Genomic DNA, 18,940 nt, shown 5'->3' on the forward strand with positions numbered 1-18,940 from the left:
GGAGGGAATAAAATGAAACGCTTGCTTTGCGGTGCCGCCGTTCTGGCTGCCGCGTCACTCGCCTCGCTGTCGGGCGCCTTCGCACAGGGCGTCGACTTCAATGGCAAAACCATCGAACTGATCGCGCCTTATACGGAAGGCGGCGGCGCCGACGTCTATGCGCGCATGTTCATTCCGTATCTGCAGAAATATCTGCCGGGCAATCCGACCGTCATCATCCGCAATCTGCCGGGTGGCGCTTCGATCCTCGGCAACAACAAGTTCCAGGCAACGGCCAAGCCCGACGGTGAAATGCTCGTCGTGACGTCGAGCTCGACGCTCGTCGCGCAGCTTCTCGGCGGCAAGAAGCGTCAGTTCGACGTGCTGAAATGGCGTCAGATCAACGTTTCGCCGATGGGCACCGTGATCTACGCACATTCGCGCACGGGCGTTGACGGCAAGGACATGCTGAAAGATCTCGAAAAGCTTCGTGGCCAGAAAATCCGTTACGGCGCCAAACAGCCGGACGCGGGCGAGCTGCGCAACATCTTCGCCTTCGATCTGCTCGGCCTCAATCATGAGACGATTTTCGGTCTGGCCCGCGGCGAAGTCCGTCAGGCCATGCTGCGCGGTGAACTTGAGATCAATCACGACACGGCCGAGAGCTTCAACTCGAGCGCCCAGTCCTTCATCAAGAGCGGCGAGTTCGTTCCGCTGTGGACGCTCGGCATTCCGAAGGGCGAAGACATCGTTCGCGATCCGGTGTTCAAGCAGTATCCGACGATCAACGAGGTCTATAAGGCGGCGAACGGCAAGGAGCCGTCCGGCACCGAATACGAAGCCTTCAAGGCCTTCGTGAACCTCGGTGTTGCCGCGTCCAAGGGTTTCGCGCTGCCGGAAGGCACGCCGGACAATATCCGCCAGGCCTATATCGACGCGATCAAGAAGACGCTCGAAGATCCCGATTTCCGCAAGCTTGCGAGCGATGAAGTCGGCGACTACCCGCAGCTCTTCGGCGATGATGCGGACTTCGCGATCAAGAAGGCTGTCGGCCTGACCCCCGAAGTGGCCGATTGGCTCAAAGAGTATCTGAAAAAGAAGTACGACCTCTCCATCTGACGCACTTTAGAGAGCCGGCCGGCAGGACGCCGCGCCGGCTTTCTTTTTCTCTTTTCTTCGGGGAATGCATGTGAGCGACGTTATCGTCGAAACCCTGGTGCGCCTGCTGAGCGGGTGGCACCTCGTCTATCTTCTGATCGGTGTCTATGTCGGCCTTGTTATGGGCGTTCTACCGGCTCTCGGCGGCAGCGCCGGCATGGCGGTTCTTCTGCCCTTCGTCTTCGGGCTCGATGCCGATCTTGCTCTGCCCATGATGATCGGAATGATGGCGGTGACCCCGACCGCCGATACGTTCCCCTCCGTCCTGATGGGCATTCCCGGCAGCAATTCGTCGCAATCGACGGTGCTCGACGGTTTCCCGATGTCCAAACGCGGCGAGGGCGCGCGCGCTTTGTCGGCGGCCTTCATGTCGTCTCTCATCGGCGGCGTCATCGGCGCGGCGTTTCTGACGATCGCGATCTTCTTCGCGCTGCCCTTCCTTCTGATGATCGGTTTCGGCGAACAGCTGATGCTGATCTTCCTCGCGCTCACCATGGTCGGCACGCTCACCGGCAAAAGCCCGCTGAAGGGCCTTGCCACCTGCGCGCTCGGCCTTCTTGTCGGCACGATCGGCACGGCGCCTGCGACCGGCTCGCAGCGCCTGACCTTCGATATTTCCTATATGATCGACGGCGTTCCCTTGGTCATTGTCGGTCTTTCGCTGTTTGCGTTGCCCGAGATTGTCGATCTCGTGCGCCGCCAGTCGAAGATTTCCGAAACCGGCCAAAGCTTGGGTTCGGGCTGGATTCAGGGCGTCAAGGACACATTCATCCATTGGAGCGTCGTTGTCCGCTGCTCGCTCCTCGGCGTTGTCATCGGCGCGCTGCCCGGCATCGGCGGCTCGGTCATCAACTGGGTGTCCTACAGCCATGTCGTCCAGACATCGAAGGACAAGTCGCAATTCGGCAAAGGCGATGTCCGCGGCGTGATCGGTCCGGAATCGGCCAACAACGCCCAGGACGGCGGCGCGCTTATTCCGACGCTGCTGTTCGGCATTCCGGGCTCCGGCTCGATGGCGCTGCTGCTTGCCGGCTTCATCCTCGTCGGCATCGAACCCGGCGTGGAGATGATCACCACCAATCTCGATCTGACCTACACGATCATCTGGTCGCTGGCGCTCGGCTCGATTTTCGGCGCCGGCACCTGCGTTTTCCTCGCAAAGCCCATTGCCAAGCTGACGACCGTCCCCGCGACCATCATCGCGCCGTTCATGTTCAGCCTGATCTTCCTATCGGCATTCCAGGCGACGCGCGATTGGGGCGATCTTACGATCCTCATCCTCATCGCCATTCTCGGCATCTATATGAAGCGCTTCGGATGGTCGCGTCCGGCCTTCATGATCGGCTTCGTTCTGTCCGGACAGCTTGAAAACGGCCTTTATCGCGTCACGCAGGTTTACGGATTCTCGTTCCTGCATCGGCCGGTGGTGATCGGGCTTCTGGTCATTCTGGCGCTGGCGATCTTTGCTGCTGTCCGTTTCAAGGACCGCGGCGATCCGGTGGAGGTGCTGCCGGCGCATGCGGCCGACAACAAGACGCCGCAGATCATCTTTATCGGTGTCTTGATTGCGGCCGTCGCCTTTGCGCTTGTCGATTCCATCGGGTGGAACTTTGCGACGGCTCTGATGCCGCGTTCGGTCTCGGTCGTTGCGCTCGTGATGCTGCTGCCGCTTCTCGTCGCGATGCTGCGGACGCGGAAGAACGCGCCGTTCTTCTACGATTCCGAGCGGGAAGAATTTTCGGACGAGGTCGAATACCGTACCAACGAACACTATATCGGCGTACTGATCGCTGTGCTCGTAGGCTGCTGGGTCTTCGGCTTCGTCGCCGCCAATACGGCCTTCGTTTATTACTTCCTGTGGGCCAAGGCGCGCGTGAAGCAGTGGCAGGCCGCGCTCGGCGCGGCGTGCCTTGCCGGCTCGCTCGTCTTCATCTCCTACGCGCTCGGCCTCAAATTCCCCGAGAGCCTCCTCTCTTCGTATGTCGATCTGCCCGGCTGGTTGCAGTAGGAGGAGGCGTAGAAGGCTTAAACGGCTGGGGAAAATGGGTCACTCGGCCACAGCAGAAGGACGTATAACCGCGTGGCTCATCCGGAAGTTGGCTATATAAAAAGCGTGTTCTGAAGGGCGATTGGGCGAATGAGAAAGTCACGGGCGGAACTGGCGGATCCCAAGCCAGCCGATTCTGGTGAAGCTGCGTCCGGCCTCGACCGGCAGGCCGATGGCGTGCCGCTCTATCAGCGTGTCCGCGAACTCTTGCGCAAAGACCTGGCGCGCGGCGTCTGGAAGCCCGGAAATATGCTGCCGACCGAGCTTGAGCTCAGCGAACGCTTCGGCGTGAGCCCCGGGACGATCAAACTGGCGATCATGGAACTCGTGCGAGAGGGCCTGATCAACAGGCGGCCCGGAAAGGGCACCTTCGTCACGCGCATCGATACGCCGCGCGGCTTTGCCCGCTTCTTCGGCTTCGAAACGCCAGGCGGCGCCGTGCTCAATCCGAGCGTCAAGGTCGTCGAACTGGAGATCACGACGGAGGCGCCGGCAGCGGCGAAAAAGGCTCTTGGTCTAGGCGCGCGCGGCAAAGTGCTGTTTGTCCGCCGCCTGCTGTCGCATGACGGCACGCCCGTCTGTATCTATGATTCCTACCTGCCCTACAAACTGATGGCGGGCCTTGAGAACGAAAAACTCGACGTCGACCGCATCTATTATGCGATCGAAAAGAAGTTCGACATCCATGTCGTTGCTGTCGAGGAAATGCTGAAGGCCAGCCTTGTCGGCGGCAAGGAAGCCAAGCTCCTCGGCGTTCAGGCCGGCTCGCCGGTCATCCATATCGAGCGCGTCGCCTTCTCGCACAACAACACGGTCGTCGAATGGCGCGAGACGATCGGCCGAAGCGACCAGTTCATCTACAAGCTGCGCAGCCACTAGCCGGGCGTCCGGCCCCTCACTCTCTGAAATCCGAAGCTGAATAAGCCCCCGAGGGTCCGACTTCGCACGCGTTGCTGCAAAGCCCTGCGCCCGCAGCCTGCGCGTGCTTGCCAAGCCGCATAAATGAATTATGAATTCATAATTCAGTTATAGCCGCGGGTGCGCGGGATTGAAAATCGGGGAATTGCCATGACCGAGTTGAAAGTGAACCGCGTTGCGGTCCGCAAGCTTCTGGACGCTGTCAAAGCGGATGGGCGCATTTCGCTCACCGCACCGGAAGGCAAACTCGTCTGCGATGCCTATGGAATCCCGGTGCCGGGTGAGGGCCTCGCAAAGTCTGCAGAGGAGGCAGCTCAACTTGCGCAGGGCATGTCCTATCCGGTGGTGATGAAAATCGTCTCGCCCGACATCCTGCACAAGACGGAAGCGGGCGGCGTCATCGTCGGCGTCAAATCCGACGAGGAAGCGATGTTTGCCTATGAGGCGATCCTCGCCAACGCCAAGACATATAAAAGCGACGCGAAGATCGAGGGGATCCAGGTTCAGCAGATGCTGAAGGGCGGCACCGAGGTCATTGTCGGATCGATCACCGATCAGTCCTTCGGCAAGCTCGTCGCGTTCGGCCTTGGCGGCGTCCTCGTCGAAGTCCTGAAGGACATAACATTCCGCCTCGCGCCGATCTCAAAGGAAGAGGCACTGACGCAGATCGGATCCATCCGGGCGCATGAACTGCTCGATGGCGTGCGCGGTTCGGAAGCCGTCGACCGCAAAGCGCTAGCCGATATCGTTGTGCGCGTCTCGCAGCTCGTGACGGACTTCCCCGAAATCGTCGAACTTGATCTCAACCCGGTCTTTGCAACAGCGAAAAGCGCGATTGCTGCGGACGTGCGCATCGTCGTCGATTTCGACTACCGGCCGCGCGAACCGGCGCACAGCCATGACGACATCGTCAAAGGCATGACGCGCATTCTCAAGCCGAAATCGATCGCCGTCATCGGCGCCTCGAACGAGGCCGGCAAGATCGGCAATTCGGTGATGAAGAACATCGTCAATGGCGGTTTCGCCGGAAAGATCTATCCGGTTCATCCCAAGGCCGATGAAATTCTCGACATCAAGGCTTTCCGGTCGGTGAAGGATATTCCCGGTGAGGTCGATGTCGCGGTGTTCGCCATTCCTGCAAAGCTGGTCGCGGCCGCGCTGGCGGAAGTCGGTGAGAAGAAAATTCCCGGCGCTGTTCTTATCCCCTCGGGCTTTGCGGAAGCGGGCGAACCGGAACTTCAGGCCGAGATCGTCGAAGTCGGCAAGAAACACAATATCCGTCTCATGGGGCCGAACATTTACGGTTTCTACTACACACCGGAAAATCTTTCGGCGACGTTCTGCACGCCCTATGACGTCAAAGGCTCGGCGGCTTTGTCGTCGCAGTCGGGCGGCATCGGCATGGCGATCATCGGCTTTTCGCGCTCGGCGAAAATGGGCGTGTCGGCGATTGTCGGCCTCGGCAACAAATCCGATATCGACGAGGACGATCTCCTTGCCTTCTTCGAACAGGACGAACACACCAAGATCGTCGCGATGCATCTTGAGGATCTGAAAGATGGGCGCGCCTTCTCGGAAGCGGCGAGCCGCGTCTCGAAGAAAAAGCCCATCGTCGTTCTGAAAGCCGGCCGCACATCGGCGGGTGCGGCTGCCGCGGCATCGCATACCGGGGCGCTCGCCGGCAATGACAAGATCTATGAAGACGTGTTCATCCAGTCGGGTGTGATCCGCGCCCGTTCGCTACGCCAGCTTCTGGAGTTTGCGCGCGGCATTCCGCTGTTGCCGACGCCGAAGGGCGAGAACGTTCTCATCATCACCGGCGCCGGCGGCTCGGGCGTTCTTCTGTCGGATGCGGTCGTCGATAACGGCATGACGCTGATGAAAATGCCGCAAGACCTCGACGAGGCGTTCAAGGCCTATATCCCGCCCTTCGGCGCCTCGGGCAATCCGGTCGATATCACCGGCGGTGAGCCCCCGGCGACCTATCAGAAAACAGTGCGGCTTGGTCTCGAGGACAATCGCATCCACGCGCTGATCCTCGGCTATTGGCATACGATCGTCACACCGCCGATGGTGTTTGCGAAGCTTCTTGTCGAAGTGCGCGACGAGATGAAAGCCAAGGGCTTTGAGAAGCCCATCGTCGCCTCGCTTGCGGGCGATGTCGAAGTGGAAGAGGCGGCCGAATATCTCTACCAACGCGGCATTCCTGCATACGCCTACTCGACCGAGCTTCCCGTGGAAGTGCTGGGCGCGAAGTACAAATGGGCGCGCGGTGCCGGTTTGATCTGAACGTTTTTCGAACGCACAGAAAATGCCGTGTGACGCTGTGCAATTGTCATGCAAATCGCGCCGACGCGCAGACTCTCCAAGAAAATCAACGGAGAGGCGAGCATGCGCCGAAAATTGTGACGAACCCGGAACCGGTTCCATTGTAACTACGCGATAAATTTCGCAATCCGGCATTCCGCAAGTCACATATTTGTAGCCGAGCTCGCCTACCGTCCGGCCCGTTAACTCTTCATTCACCCGCCGTCGCGGGCGACAGCGTTCGATTATGCGCGTGTTTCCGCGTGCCGCTCCCGGCGGCGCGAGCGGGAACGATTTGCCCGAATGCTGCCGCTCAAATGAGGCCGACACTCGAGGGAATAGCCGATGAGCACGACACCGCACATTCTCGCCAACGGTAATCTTACACAGGACTGGAGCAATACCGGGCTGATTACCGCCAATGACGATTGGTCGGGCATTGGCGGTATTGTCGGCTATCTCGGCGATATCGATGCGGGTTCACCGACGGGCGTCGATCCGACGACTTTGATCGGCGAAGGGCTTGGTGCGGTCGACGTGATCGCCAATCAAACCACGCCGAACACGGCGACCGCGGGCGGCGTTGCCGAATTCCAGATCGCCGATCCGACGATCGCGCTGAACGGTTCGGGCACCGCCGACGCGCCGAGCCTTGTTCTGTATCTCGACGCGTCGAGCCGTGAAGAGGTTCGCATCGAATTCGATGCGCGCGATATCGACGGCAGCGCAGACAATGCGATTCAGCCGATTGCGGTTCAGTACCGTCTCGGCAGCGCCGGTGCCTGGACGAATGCTCCGGGTGGGTTTGACGGTGACGTCACCACCCAATCCACGGCGACGGAAACAACGCATTTCAACGTGCTTCTCCCGGCTGAAGTGAACGGCCGCGCCGACCTGCAGGTGCGCATTCTGACGACGAATGCCGCCGGCAATGACGAATGGGTCGGCATCGACAACATCAATGTCTCAAGCGAGCCCGCAGACACGGCGGTGACGACGGTATCGATCGGAGATGTCTCGATTTCCGAAGGCGATGCCGGAACGCAGGTGATGACCTTCACGGTCACCCGCAGCGACAACACTTCGAGCTTCGATGTCGACTACGACACAGCCGACGGCTCGGCGAATTCCGGGTCCGATTATGTCGCCGCACAGGGCGTCGTCAGCTTCACGGCGGGCGGATCGCTGACTCAGCAGATATCGATCACGATCAATGGCGATACGGACTCCGAACCGAACGAGGCCTTCACCGTCGAACTATCGAACGCCACCAATGGCGCTCAGATCGCCGACGCGTCTGCCACCGGCACGGTCACAAATGACGATGTCACGATCACCAAAATCTCGGCGATCCAGGGTACCGGCGTAACGAACACGATGAACAACCAGATCGTGACCGTCGAGGCCATCGTCGTCGGTGACTTCCAGACCGGCGATGCCGACAATGCTCGCAATCTCAACGGCTTTTATCTGCAGGAAGAGATCACCGATAGCGACGGCAATGTCTCGACCTCGGAAGGCATTTTCGTCTTCGGCGGCATGACGGGCCTCAATGTCGGCGACAGAGTGCGCGTGACGGGCAGCCTCACCGAGAATTTCGGCATGACGCAGCTCAACGCCAACACGATCTCGGTCGTGCAGGCGGGCGCGGTTGCCGATATCAGCACGATGGCGGCGGTGATCGATCTTCCGACCGCGGGCGTGACGCTGAACCAGAACGGCCAGTATCAGCCCGATCTCGAAGCCTATGAAGGCATGCTGGTCACGATCCCCGAAACGCTGACGGTTTCGGAACAGTTCAATCTCGATCGCTTCAACGACATCAAGCTCGTCGCCGGCGATCGTCCCGCCCAGTTCACGCATGACAATGATCCGGATGTTGCGGGCTACCAGCAGCATCTGCAGGAGGTCGGCAGCCGCACGATCACCTACGATGACGGCCTCAACAGCCAGAACCAGCCGATCGGCAATCTCGACGGCTACGGTCCGACGTACAACACGGCCAATGCTCCGCGCATGGGCGACACCGTGACGGGTCTCACCGGCGTGCTCGATTATCAGTGGGCGGGCGCTTCCGCCGACGGTTCGACCTGGCGCGTGCGCGCTGTCGAGAACGGCGCCAACGAATTCGAAAGCGTCAATGAACGTCCGGAAACGCCGCCGGATGTCGGCGGCAATATCCAGGTCGGCAGCTTCAACGTGCTGAACTATTTCAAGACGCTGAACACGATCAATGAAGCGACCGGCGCGCCGGACAATCCCGCCGACAACACCGCTGTTGGTCTTGACCCGCGCGGCGCCAACGACATCAACGAGTTCAACCGCCAGACGGAAAAGCTCGTCAACGTGCTCTGCGCGATGGATGCCGACATTCTCGGCCTGATCGAGATCGAGAACGACTTCCTTCCGGGCTCGGCCGGCAACGCGCTGGAATATCTGGTCAACCAGATGAACGCGCAGCTCGGCAGCGCGGTCTATTCCTGGGTCAATCCCGGCCAGCAATTTGTCGGCTCGGACGCCATTTCGGTGGCGTGCATCTATAAGCCGTCGGAAGTGCGTATCGCGCTCGATACGACGATCGAAATTCTGAGCGATGCCGACCTGCCGCAGGAGCTTCTCGACCGGTCGACGGTTGACGGTGTCTTCAACGGCCTCAACACCAGCCGCAACGTGCTCACCGTCACCTTCGAGGATCTCGACACCGGCGGCGAATTCACCGCGGCGATCAACCATTTCAAATCGAAGAGCGGCGCCGGCACGGGCTCGGACGCCGATCAGCTCGACGGGCAGGGCGCCTGGCAGAACCAGCGCGAACTTGCGGCCGAGGCTTTGACCGAATGGCTCGCGACCGATCCGACGGGATCTGGCGACGACGACATCATGCTGCTCGGCGACTTCAACGCCTATTTCAAGGAAGATGCGGTCGGCATCATTGAGGATGCGGGCTACGAGAACCTGCAACTGCGCCTCGAGGATCCTTACTCATATGTCTTCGACGGCCAGATCGGCTCGCTCGACTACATCTTCGCCAATGAAGGCCTCGCCTCGCAGGTCACCGGTGTCGCCGAATGGCACATCAACGCCGATGAAGCCGACGCGCTCGACTACAACACCGATTTCGGCCGCGACCCCACCATCTTCGATGCGGACACCCTGGCCCGCGTTTCCGACCACGACCCGATCCTTGTCGGGCTTAATCTCCAAGAGGAGGATGTCCCTGTGACCTTCAAGCTCCAACTTCTCCATTTCTCGGACGCCGAAGCCGGCCTTCTCGCGCCGCAGACGGCAAAGAATCTCGCGGCTCTCGTCGACAAGTTCGAGGACGAATATGCCAACACGCTGGTGCTTTCGAGCGGCGACAACTTCCTTCCCGGCCCGTTCATCGCGGCCGGCACCGATCCGTCGGTGCGTGAAGCGATCAACGCCGCGACCGGTTCGACAATGGCAGCCGGCGTGAACCAGCCGATCGCCGCCGCCGACATCGCGATCCTGAACGCTATCGGTATCGAAGCCTCGACCATCGGCAATCACGATTTCGATCTCGGTTCGAAGGTTCTGCGCGATGCGATTACGCCCGGCTCGGTTGCCGGCTGGAACGGCGCAAACTTCGCCTATCTGTCGGCGAACCTTGATTTCTCGGCCGATGCGGACCTGAACCCGCGTTTCACCAATACGGTCGGCAATGGCGCGACGCCGACGGCCGAAGCCAGCACGCTAAAGGGCCGCGTCGCTCCGGCGGCGGTCATCACCGAAGGCGGTCAGAAGATCGGCATCATCGGCGCGACGACGCAGCTGCTTGAGAGCATCTCCTCGCCGACCGGCACCGAAGTGAAGGGCTTCCCGACCGACGGCACCGAAGTCGACGACATGACGCTTCTGGCGGCGCAGCTGCAGCCGATCATCGATGAAATGATCGCCGAGGGCATCAACAAGATCATCGTCCAGTCGCATCTGCAGCAGATCGCCAATGAGCAGCTGCTGGCGACGAAGCTCCGTGGTGTCGATATCATCATCGGCGGTGGTTCCAACACCCGCCTCGCCGATAGCGATGACGAACTCGGCAGCTTCCCAGGCCATTCGCCGGTTGCCGAAGGCACCTACCCGATCGTCACCGCGGGCGCGGACGGCAAGACGACGCTGATCGTCAACACCGACGGCGAATACACCTATCTCGGCCGCCTCACAGTCGAGTTCGACGACAATGGCGAAATCATTGTCGGCAGCCTCAACCCGGCGGAAAGCGGCGCCTATGTCGCCACCGCAGCGGAAGTCGCCGAAGCCTGGGGCGTCAGCGAAGCCGAACTCGAAGCCACGGCCTTCGCCAACGGCACGCGCGGCGACAAGGTCCGCGATGTGACCGATGCCATTCAGAACGTCATCAACGTCAAGGACGGCAATGTCCTCGGCAAATCCGATGTGTATCTGGAAGGCGAACGCGCCATCATCCGCACCGAGGAAACCAATCTCGGCAATCTGACCGCCGACGCCAATCTCTGGTACGGCAAGCAGGTTGACGGAACGGTTCTGGTTTCGCTCAAAAATGGCGGCGGTGTCCGCTCGGCGATCGGCACCGTGTCCGAGCCCGACCCGGTGACCGGCGAGATCGACAAGCTTCCGCCGGATGGCGGCGTCTCGCAGCTCGACATCGAAAACTCGCTGCGCTTCAACAACGCCCTGTCGCTCGTCACTGTTACCGCCGAACAGCTGCTCCTGGTTCTGGAGCATGCGGTTCGCGCAACGACCGCGACGGCGACGCCGGGCCAGTTCGCTCAGATCGGCGGCATCGCCTACAGCTTCGACATGGACCTGCCCCCGGGCAACCGTGTCCTGTCGGCGGCGCTGATCGACGAGAACGGCAACCCGACGATCGCTCTCGTTGAGGACGGCGAACTTGTGGCCAATCCCGCTCTGCCGATCCGCATGGTGACGCTCAGCTTCCTGCTCACGGGCGGCGACAGCTACCCGCTGCAGCAGTTCATCGCGGCCAATCCGGGCTTTGCCAATGTCGTCAACCTGACGCCGGACCTCGTTCCGGATGCGGGCCAGGAATCGAGCTTCGCCGCCGAAGGCACCGAACAGGACGCTTTCGCGGAGTATCTCAAGGAATTCTACGAAGAAACCGCTTACAATGACGCCGACACGGATCGCACCGGCGATACGCGCATCCAGAACCTCAACTTCCGCGACGATACGATCCTCGACGGCAAGACGGTTACCGGCGGCTCGAAGAACGAGACCCTCAACGGCGACGACTTCGCCAATGTCATCGACGGCCGCGGCGGCAACGACACGATCAATGGCGGCGGCGGCAAGGACCTTCTCCTTGGCGGCGACGGCCATGACAAGGTCAATGGCGGACGCGGCAATGACGCGCTCGTCGGCGGCGAGGGCGACGATACGCTGAAGGGCGATGAAGGCCGCGACCTCCTGCTCGGCGGCGCCCGCAACGACAAGCTGGAAGGTGGTTCCGGCAACGATGTTCTGATCGGCGGTAGCGGCAATGATGAAATGACGGGTGGAGAGGGCGCCGACATCTTCGTGTTCGGCAACAGCTTCAACCGCGACAGCATCACGGACTTCAACGCTGCCGAGGACCGCATCATCGTCCTCACCGACGCGCAGATCGCAACACTCACGGCCGATCTTTCCGACATCAACGCCGTGCTCGCCTCCTTCGATGCGATCACGACCGGTATCGGCGCCGGTGCGTCGTTCAAGAATATCAGCGGCGGTGTCGAGATCAATTCGAGCGTCTTCGGCAAGGTCCTGCTCGAAGATCTCTCGATCGCCGAGCTGCGCGCCGGGGGCCATATGGTCGGCAACCAGCCGGTCGGCGACTGGTACGTCTAACCGGAAACACCCGAAGCAGATCGGAAATGGAGGGGCGCCAAACGGCGCCCCTTCTTCTTTTGTGCGGTTGTTATTGCCTCTTTGCTCCAACCGGAGCGCGTGTGCGGATATAACCGATGGCGCGCGAAAGATGTACTGACGTTATTTCTACACGCGTAACGCATTCCTGCATCGCCACCAGTTGGCGAGGGCCTGCGAGCGGTCTGCGACCATTCGTTGAGTCAACGCATTATGACACCAGAGAATCTTCAAAAAAGTACGTACATGAAGTATCGATTCGGCCTCACGGCAGGAGGATAAGAATTGGAAATTGGTGCGCTGTCAGAAAACTGTAAAGCGCGCGTCATCGTCGGTGACCAGAAACGGCCGCGGGTTGGTCAACACGCGTTTCGATGTTGAAGCGCTGTTTGTTTGGGGGATTTTCCATTATGGCTCTGGGTATTGGCTCCATCGCTTTCGTCGGCTTCAACGCGGACGGTCCTGATAATCTTGCTTTCGTTGTTCTGGAAACGATTCCGGCGGGCACGGTGATTACGTTCACCGACAATGAGTGGAACGGGACAAGCTTCAACACGGGTGAGGCGACCTGGAGCTGGACAGCAACAGGCGAGATCGCTGCCGGCAGCGTCGTCACCATGGACGGCCTCGCGGCCGGCCAAACCGCGACCAGCAATCTCGGCACGATTGCTTTCAGCGACCAGACGCAGCGCGATATCGACGTTCAGAACGAGACCGTCTACGCCTATACCGGCGCGCCGGGCGCGCCCGCCTTCCTTTCCGCGATATCTAGCGACAATTTCGGCACCGCCAATGGCGCGCTGACCAATACGGGTCTCGTCCAGGGGCAGACGGCACTTTCGCTGACGAGCCTCGATGCCGATGCCGACATCGCGGTTTATGGCGGTGTGCGCGGCGCTGCGAGCTTTCCCGCGCTGCTCCCGCTGATCAACAATCCCGCGAACTGGGTTTCGCAGGACGGCAATGGCGATCAGTACAATGACGGCATCCGGCCGGACGTGCCGTTCGTTACCGCGCCTTTTGCTGGCGATCCGAACTTCCAGACCATCGTCTTTGCCGGCGGTACGGCGACGCTTTCGCAGGCCGAGGGCAATAACGGGCAGACCGTCATCGTGTTCACGGTGGAGCGTCTCGGAGGCACGACCGGGGCCGTCCAGTTCTCCGGGACGATCGGCGGTACGACCAACGGTGCAGATTTCGGCGGCACCAAGCCGCTGACTTTCAGTGGCACCATCGCGGACGGCGCGACAACGGCAACAGTGACGATCAACGTCTCCGGCGACACGCTGCTCGAAGCCGACGAAACCGTCGTGCTGACGCTGACCGGTGCCCAAAATGCCGGCGCCAGCGCGGTCCTCGGTGTGAACGTGGTCAAGACGGCGATCGTCACCAATGACGATCCCTATGTGGTCGTCGACGGTCAGGTCTTCGTGGGCGGGCTTACCGTTCCGGCCGGCAAGGCGCTGACGGTTGAGGATGGGGGCACTGTTCAGGGCGATGTGCTTCTGTTGAACCCCGGTGTTCTGCCTTCGGTTACCAATTCCGGAACGATCAGCGGTGCGACCGGTATCCTCGTCGGCAATAACCGCGCCCTCGACTTCACCGGCGGCATCACCATCGTCAACAAGGCCGGCGGCCTGATCGAGGGTACGGCTCGCGCGATCAGGGCCACCGCGGATTTCCACGGTTCGACGTTCAAGCTGATCAACGAGGGCACGATCAAGTCGGCGAGCGACGAGACCGTCCGGCTCGATGACGCCGTCAACGCCGTTTACGTCATCGAAAACCGCGCCGGCGGCCTGATCCTGGGTGGTAACCCGCAAAACGACGTTATGCGTCTCGGCAGCAACACGCAGGTGATCAATGCCGGTACAATCCAGAATGCCCTCGATGTCCCCGGTGCGGGCCGCGGCGGTGACGGCGTCGATTTCAAGGCCGGGACCGGAAGCTCCCTGCACAATCTGGCCGGCGGCCGCATCGAAGCCTCGCGTCACGCCGTGACGGGTGAGCGTGGTCTGACCGTGGTCAACGACAAGGGTGGTCTCCTCGCCGGCCGCAACGGCTCGGCGGTGAACATCGACAATGATGCGACGGTCGCGAACACGGTGTACGTGAAGAACTACGGCACCATGCTTGGCAAGTCGGCGCACTACGAAGACAGCGACGGCGATGCGGTCGATGTCGACGGTCTTGCCGTCATCGAGAACTGGGGCGAAATCAGCGGGCTTGGTCACAACGGCTATCATGACGGTGAGCCGAACGTGTCGGAGGCCATCGCGATGGGTGGCGGCACAATCACCAATTACAAAGGTGGTATGCTCTATGGTTATGGCCGCGCCATCCAGATCGACAATTCTGGCAATGCGGGTGCGTTCGCCGCGACAACCATCGTGAACAGCGGCACGATCAAGGGCGACGGCAATCTGCCGACGGATGTTCTGCCCGAGGATCTCGCGCCGTTCGTGGAGCGCATCAAGGGTGGTGAAGCCATCAACATTGTCGGCACGCATGCCGACACGCTGACCAATAATGAGACCGGCAAGATCGTCGGCGGTGTCAAAATGGGCGGCGGCGATGACGTTCTCGTCAATGCCGGCAACATGACGGCGACCGGCGGATCGGCCATCGATATGGGCGACGGCAACGACACCGTCACGCTGAAAAAGAACGCCCAGGTCTCCGGCGATATCCTGCTCGGCGCCGGCAATGACACATTGACCGCAGTCGACGGCAATCGCGACATCGAAGGCGGCGCGGGCGATGATGTCGTCACGACCGGCAAGGGCGAGGATTTCGTTCTCGGCGGCACGGGCAATGACACGCTCGACGGCGGCACGGGCAATGACATGCTCGACGGCGGCGCGGACAATGACTTCCTCTTTGGCGGCGACGGCCACGACGACATCTACGGCGGGCAGGGCAATGACGCGCTTGTCGGCGGCGAGGGCGACGATACGCTGAAGGGCGATGAAGGCCGCGACCTTCTGCTCGGCGGCGCCCGCAACGATGAACTCGACGGCGGTGATGGCGATGACGTCCTGATCGGCGGCAGCGGCAATGACGTAATGACGGGTGGAGAAGGGTCCGACATCTTCGTGTTCGGCTCTAGCTTCAACCGCGACAACATTACGGACTTCAACGCCGCCGAAGACCGGATCATCGTTCTCACCGATGCGCAGATCGCGACGCTGACGGGCGATCTTTCCAACCTCGACGCTGTGCTGGCGTCCTTCGATGCGATCACATCGGGCCTTGGCGCCGGCGCGACGTTCAAGAACGTCGGCGGCGGTGTCGAGATCAATTCGAGCGTCTTCGGTAAGGTTCTGCTCGAAGACCTCTCGATCGCCGAGCTGCGCACTGAAGGCCATATGGTCGGCAACCAGCCGGTCGGCGACTGGTATATCTGAGGGCAACACCCGACACGAAAAGGGGCACCGAAAGGTGCCCCTTTTTTGTCTAAGGATCGAAGCGGTCAGTAACGGAAGGACCGCGCCAGCTGATCGGTAAACGGCTTCGTCAGATAGGCGAAGGGCGTGCGCGATCCGGTGTCGATATAGGCCTCGACCGGCATGCCCGGCACCAGCGTTTCGCCGGCGAGCTTGGCGTGTTCCACCGGCGGAATGGAAATCCGCGCCGTATAGAAGCTCATGCCGGTCTTTTCGTCATGGGTAACATCGGCAGACACGCGCGACAGGATACCGAAGATATCGGGCATGGCGGCCGAATTGAAGGCCGGGAATTTCAGCGTGACGGACTGCCCGAAATGGACGCGGTCGATCATCTGCGGTTCAATGCGCACATCGACGACGAGCCCGTCCGCCTGCGGCACGACCAGCATGATCTGCTCGCCGGCGCTGATGACGCCGCCTTTGGTGTGTACCGATTTCTGATGCACGACACCGGCCTGCGGCGCGCGGATATCGATGCGGGTCAGCTGGTCGAGTGCGGCGGTGCGGCGCTCCGCGAGATCGGCGATCTTCGCCTCGGTCTCGGTGAGCTGCGCGGCGACTTCCTTGCGCTGTTCCTGCTCGAGCTGGATGATCTGGATCTCGGTTTCGACGATCCGGCCTTTGGCGCGCGCGATCTCGGCCACGTGCTGGCCTTCCTCGCCCAGAAGACGCGCGGCCTCCCGCTCGAGAGCCGTCACCCGCGACAGAGGCACGAGATTCTGCTCCTGCAGTTTGCGCACGCCTTCGAGCTCATACTGGATCAGCCTGATCTGCTCGCGCTTGGAATCGGCTTGCGCATTGAGCCCGCGCACTTCCTCATTTGTCTGCGTTACGCGTTCGCGCAGCTGCGATTTCTGCCCGGCCATGGATTCGCGCCGCGCGGTGAACAGCGTGCGTTCGCCGGTCTCGATCTTGCGAACCGCCGGATCGTCCTTCTTGTCCGCGAGTTTCTCCGGGAAATCGAAACTCTCGGCCCCGTCGCGTTCAGCGGCAAGCCGGGCCTCGCGAATAACGAGCTGGTTGAGCTGGTTTTCGACGACAGCGAGATTGGCGCGCGTGGTCGTGTCGTCGAGCCGCACCAGGACATCGCCGTTCTGCACTTTGTCGCCGTCTTTGACGAGGATATCGGAGACAACGCCGCCGGTCGGATGCTGGATACGCCGGACATTGGATTCGACGACGATCTGGCCGGGCGCGATAACGGCTGAGGCGATGGGCACCGTCGCGCCCCAGGCGCCGGCGCCGACGGCGAAGATGGCGGCAGCGGCGACGCTGATCATGCTGGCGCGCTTAATGTCGCGCAAAGCGGGTGAGGGCGCCATGGTCAGACGCTCTTTGCGGTAGCAACGCGCGGACGCGCCAGGGGTGTGGGGCCGGATGGTGCGAAGAGATTGCGCAGCGTCTCATCCTTCGGACCGAAACCCTGAACGACGCCGCTGTTCAGAGCGAGGACGAGATCGACGGGATCGAGCGCGGCGCGGCGATGGGCGATGATGATGGCAATGGCGCCGCGCGCCCTTAGGCTGGCGATGGCTTTGGCGAGCGCCGCCTCGCCGTCGGAATCGAGATTGGAGTTCGGCTCGTCGAGCACAACGAGGAAGGGGTTGCCGTACAGGGCGCGCGCCAGAGCGATGCGCTGCCGCTGCCCGCCGGACAGAGCGCTTCCCGACTCGCCGATCCGCGTCTCATAGCCCGCGGGCAGGCGCAGGATCATTTCATGTGCGCCGGCCGTTTCCGCCGCGGCCTGCACCGATGCGGAGTTCGCCTGCGGATCGAAGCGCGAAATATTGTCGGCGACGGTGCCGCCGAAAAGCTCAATATCCTGCGGCAGATAGCCGATCATCGCGCCGCGGATTTCGTCCGGCCATTGATCATAGGTCGCGCCGTCGAGGCGGATTTCGCCGCGCTGCGCCTGCCACACGCCGACAAGTGCTCGCGCCAGCGAGGATTTCCCGGAGGCGGACGGACCGATAATGCCGAGCCCGTCGCCGGCCTTCAGCTTGAAGGATACGTTGTTGATGGCCGCCGCGCCGGCGCCGGGCGGAACGACGACGATGCCGTCGACCGAAATTTCGTTGCGCGGGGTCTGCGGTACGATCGTGGGTTCGGTGCGGGCGGCCGCTGAGAGCGTCTGATGCAGGCGTTTCCACGCATCCCGGGCCCCGAGAAACGGTTTCCAATTGCCGATGGCAAGCTCGATCGGCGCGAGCGCCCGGCTGCTCATGATTGAGGAGGCGATCATGACGCCGCCCGAGGCCTCGCCATGGATGACGAGCCAGGCGCCGACGCCGAGCGTTGCCGATTGAAGGACGAAGCGGACGATTTTCGACAGCGTGCCGAGCGACAGCGTGACATCGCTCATGCCCTGCTGGGCCTTGATGAAATCGGCGCTGCTTTTGCGGAAGCGTTCGGCGATGCGGTTCTCGATGCCGAGCGCGGAGATGATCTCGGCATTGCGCCGCGCGGATTCGAGTTCCGCGGCGCGCTGCGCGCCGGCGAGCGTTGCTTCCTTGGCCGGCGCACGGACGCGCAGCTCCGTGACGATCGTCAGTGACGCGAGGATGAGAGCGCCGATGACCACCGTCCAGCCGATGAGCGGATGCAGCATGAAGGAAATAACGAGATAAAGCGGTACCCAAGGCAGATCGAACAGCGCGGTCGGACCAAGGCTCGAAAGAAAGCCGCGCACGGCATCGAGATCGCGCGACGGCTGGGTGCCGACGCTTTCCCGTCCGCGATTGGCGAGCCGCAGAATTGCTCCGACGACAGGGGCGGAGAGAGCCTCGTCGAGGGCGGTGCCGACGCGGGCAAGGATATGCTGGCGTGCCCAGTCGAACAGGCCGAGCAGGGCATAAAGCCCAAGCAATGCAACGGTCAGTGCGATCAATGTGGGAACGCTGCGGGAAGGCAGGACCCGGTCATACACCTGAAGCATGTAGATCGAGCCGGTCAGCATCAGCACATTGACCATGCCGGTGAGGATACCGGTCGCCCAGAAGGCCGAGCGGCACCGCCGAAGTGCATCGCGCAGAAGGGCGCTATCCGCGGGGGCGCTGCTCTGGCGAGGTGTCATGGCCGGTCTGGTGCTGATCAGATTGTGGAAAGCTCTTGCCTAGGGCCGAAACAATGCAGGCCTGTGACAGTGAAGAAAGACGCTGTGACGTCGCGAAATGGCGGAGCGGCGGCGTTCTCCGGAAGTGGTTTTGGCGTTTCC

8 protein-coding genes are annotated in these 18,940 nt (G+C 61.6%); 6 read left to right on the forward strand and 2 right to left on the reverse strand.

The window, feature by feature from the left end; translation table 11 throughout:
- Positions 1-12 precede the first annotated feature (12 nt).
- From IZ6_RS01760 to IZ6_RS01785, 6 genes are all read left to right on the forward strand, one after another.
- Positions 13-1,098, forward strand: a complete 1,086-nt coding sequence (locus tag IZ6_RS01760) for a Bug family tripartite tricarboxylate transporter substrate binding protein (RefSeq protein ID WP_222876313.1) — start codon at positions 13-15, stop codon at positions 1,096-1,098.
- Between the two features lie 70 nt (positions 1,099-1,168).
- Entirely contained in the window at positions 1,169-3,145 is a 1,977-nt protein-coding gene (locus tag IZ6_RS01765; RefSeq protein ID WP_222876314.1) for a tripartite tricarboxylate transporter permease, read from the forward strand.
- 129 nt (positions 3,146-3,274) lie between these two features.
- Positions 3,275-4,063 (forward strand): GntR family transcriptional regulator, encoded by a 789-nt coding sequence (locus IZ6_RS01770; protein ID WP_222876315.1) that lies wholly within the window; start codon positions 3,275-3,277, stop codon positions 4,061-4,063.
- Positions 4,064-4,252: 189 nt separating this feature from the next.
- Entirely contained in the window at positions 4,253-6,391 is a 2,139-nt protein-coding gene (locus IZ6_RS01775) for an acetate--CoA ligase family protein (protein ID WP_222876316.1), read from the forward strand.
- 363 nt (positions 6,392-6,754) lie between these two features.
- Entirely contained in the window at positions 6,755-12,259 is a 5,505-nt protein-coding gene (locus IZ6_RS01780) for an ExeM/NucH family extracellular endonuclease (RefSeq protein WP_222876317.1), read from the forward strand.
- Positions 12,260-12,687: 428 nt separating this feature from the next.
- On the forward strand, positions 12,688-15,684 hold the full coding sequence (locus IZ6_RS01785) for a hypothetical protein (RefSeq protein WP_222876318.1): 2,997 nt from the start codon (positions 12,688-12,690) through the stop codon (positions 15,682-15,684).
- Between the two features lie 65 nt (positions 15,685-15,749).
- On the opposite strand, the gene IZ6_RS01790 is transcribed toward IZ6_RS01785, so the two are convergent.
- On the reverse strand, positions 15,750-17,048 hold the full coding sequence (locus IZ6_RS01790; RefSeq protein WP_222876319.1) for an HlyD family type I secretion periplasmic adaptor subunit: 1,299 nt from the start codon (positions 17,046-17,048) through the stop codon (positions 15,750-15,752).
- A 2-nt stretch (positions 17,049-17,050) separates the two neighbouring features.
- On the reverse strand, positions 17,051-18,799 hold the full coding sequence (locus IZ6_RS01795) for a type I secretion system permease/ATPase (RefSeq protein ID WP_222876320.1): 1,749 nt from the start codon (positions 18,797-18,799) through the stop codon (positions 17,051-17,053).
- Positions 18,800-18,940 lie beyond the last annotated feature (141 nt).

It is taken from the genome of Terrihabitans soli (assembly GCF_014191545.1).
GTDB lineage: Bacteria > Pseudomonadota > Alphaproteobacteria > Rhizobiales > Methylopilaceae > Flaviflagellibacter > Flaviflagellibacter soli.

Coding starts and splice junctions, on each gene's coding strand:
- IZ6_RS01780 (WP_222876317.1), top strand. CDS start 6,755: ATGAGCACGACACCGCACATTCTCGCCAACGGTAATCTTACACAGGAC.
- IZ6_RS01760 (WP_222876313.1), top strand. CDS start 13: ATGAAACGCTTGCTTTGCGGTGCCGCCGTTCTGGCTGCCGCGTCACTC.
- IZ6_RS01790 (WP_222876319.1), bottom strand. CDS start 17,048: ATGGCGCCCTCACCCGCTTTGCGCGACATTAAGCGCGCCAGCATGATC.
- IZ6_RS01775 (WP_222876316.1), top strand. CDS start 4,253: ATGACCGAGTTGAAAGTGAACCGCGTTGCGGTCCGCAAGCTTCTGGAC.
- IZ6_RS01795 (WP_222876320.1), bottom strand. CDS start 18,799: ATGACACCTCGCCAGAGCAGCGCCCCCGCGGATAGCGCCCTTCTGCGC.
- IZ6_RS01785 (WP_222876318.1), top strand. CDS start 12,688: ATGGCTCTGGGTATTGGCTCCATCGCTTTCGTCGGCTTCAACGCGGAC.
- IZ6_RS01770 (WP_222876315.1), top strand. CDS start 3,275: ATGAGAAAGTCACGGGCGGAACTGGCGGATCCCAAGCCAGCCGATTCT.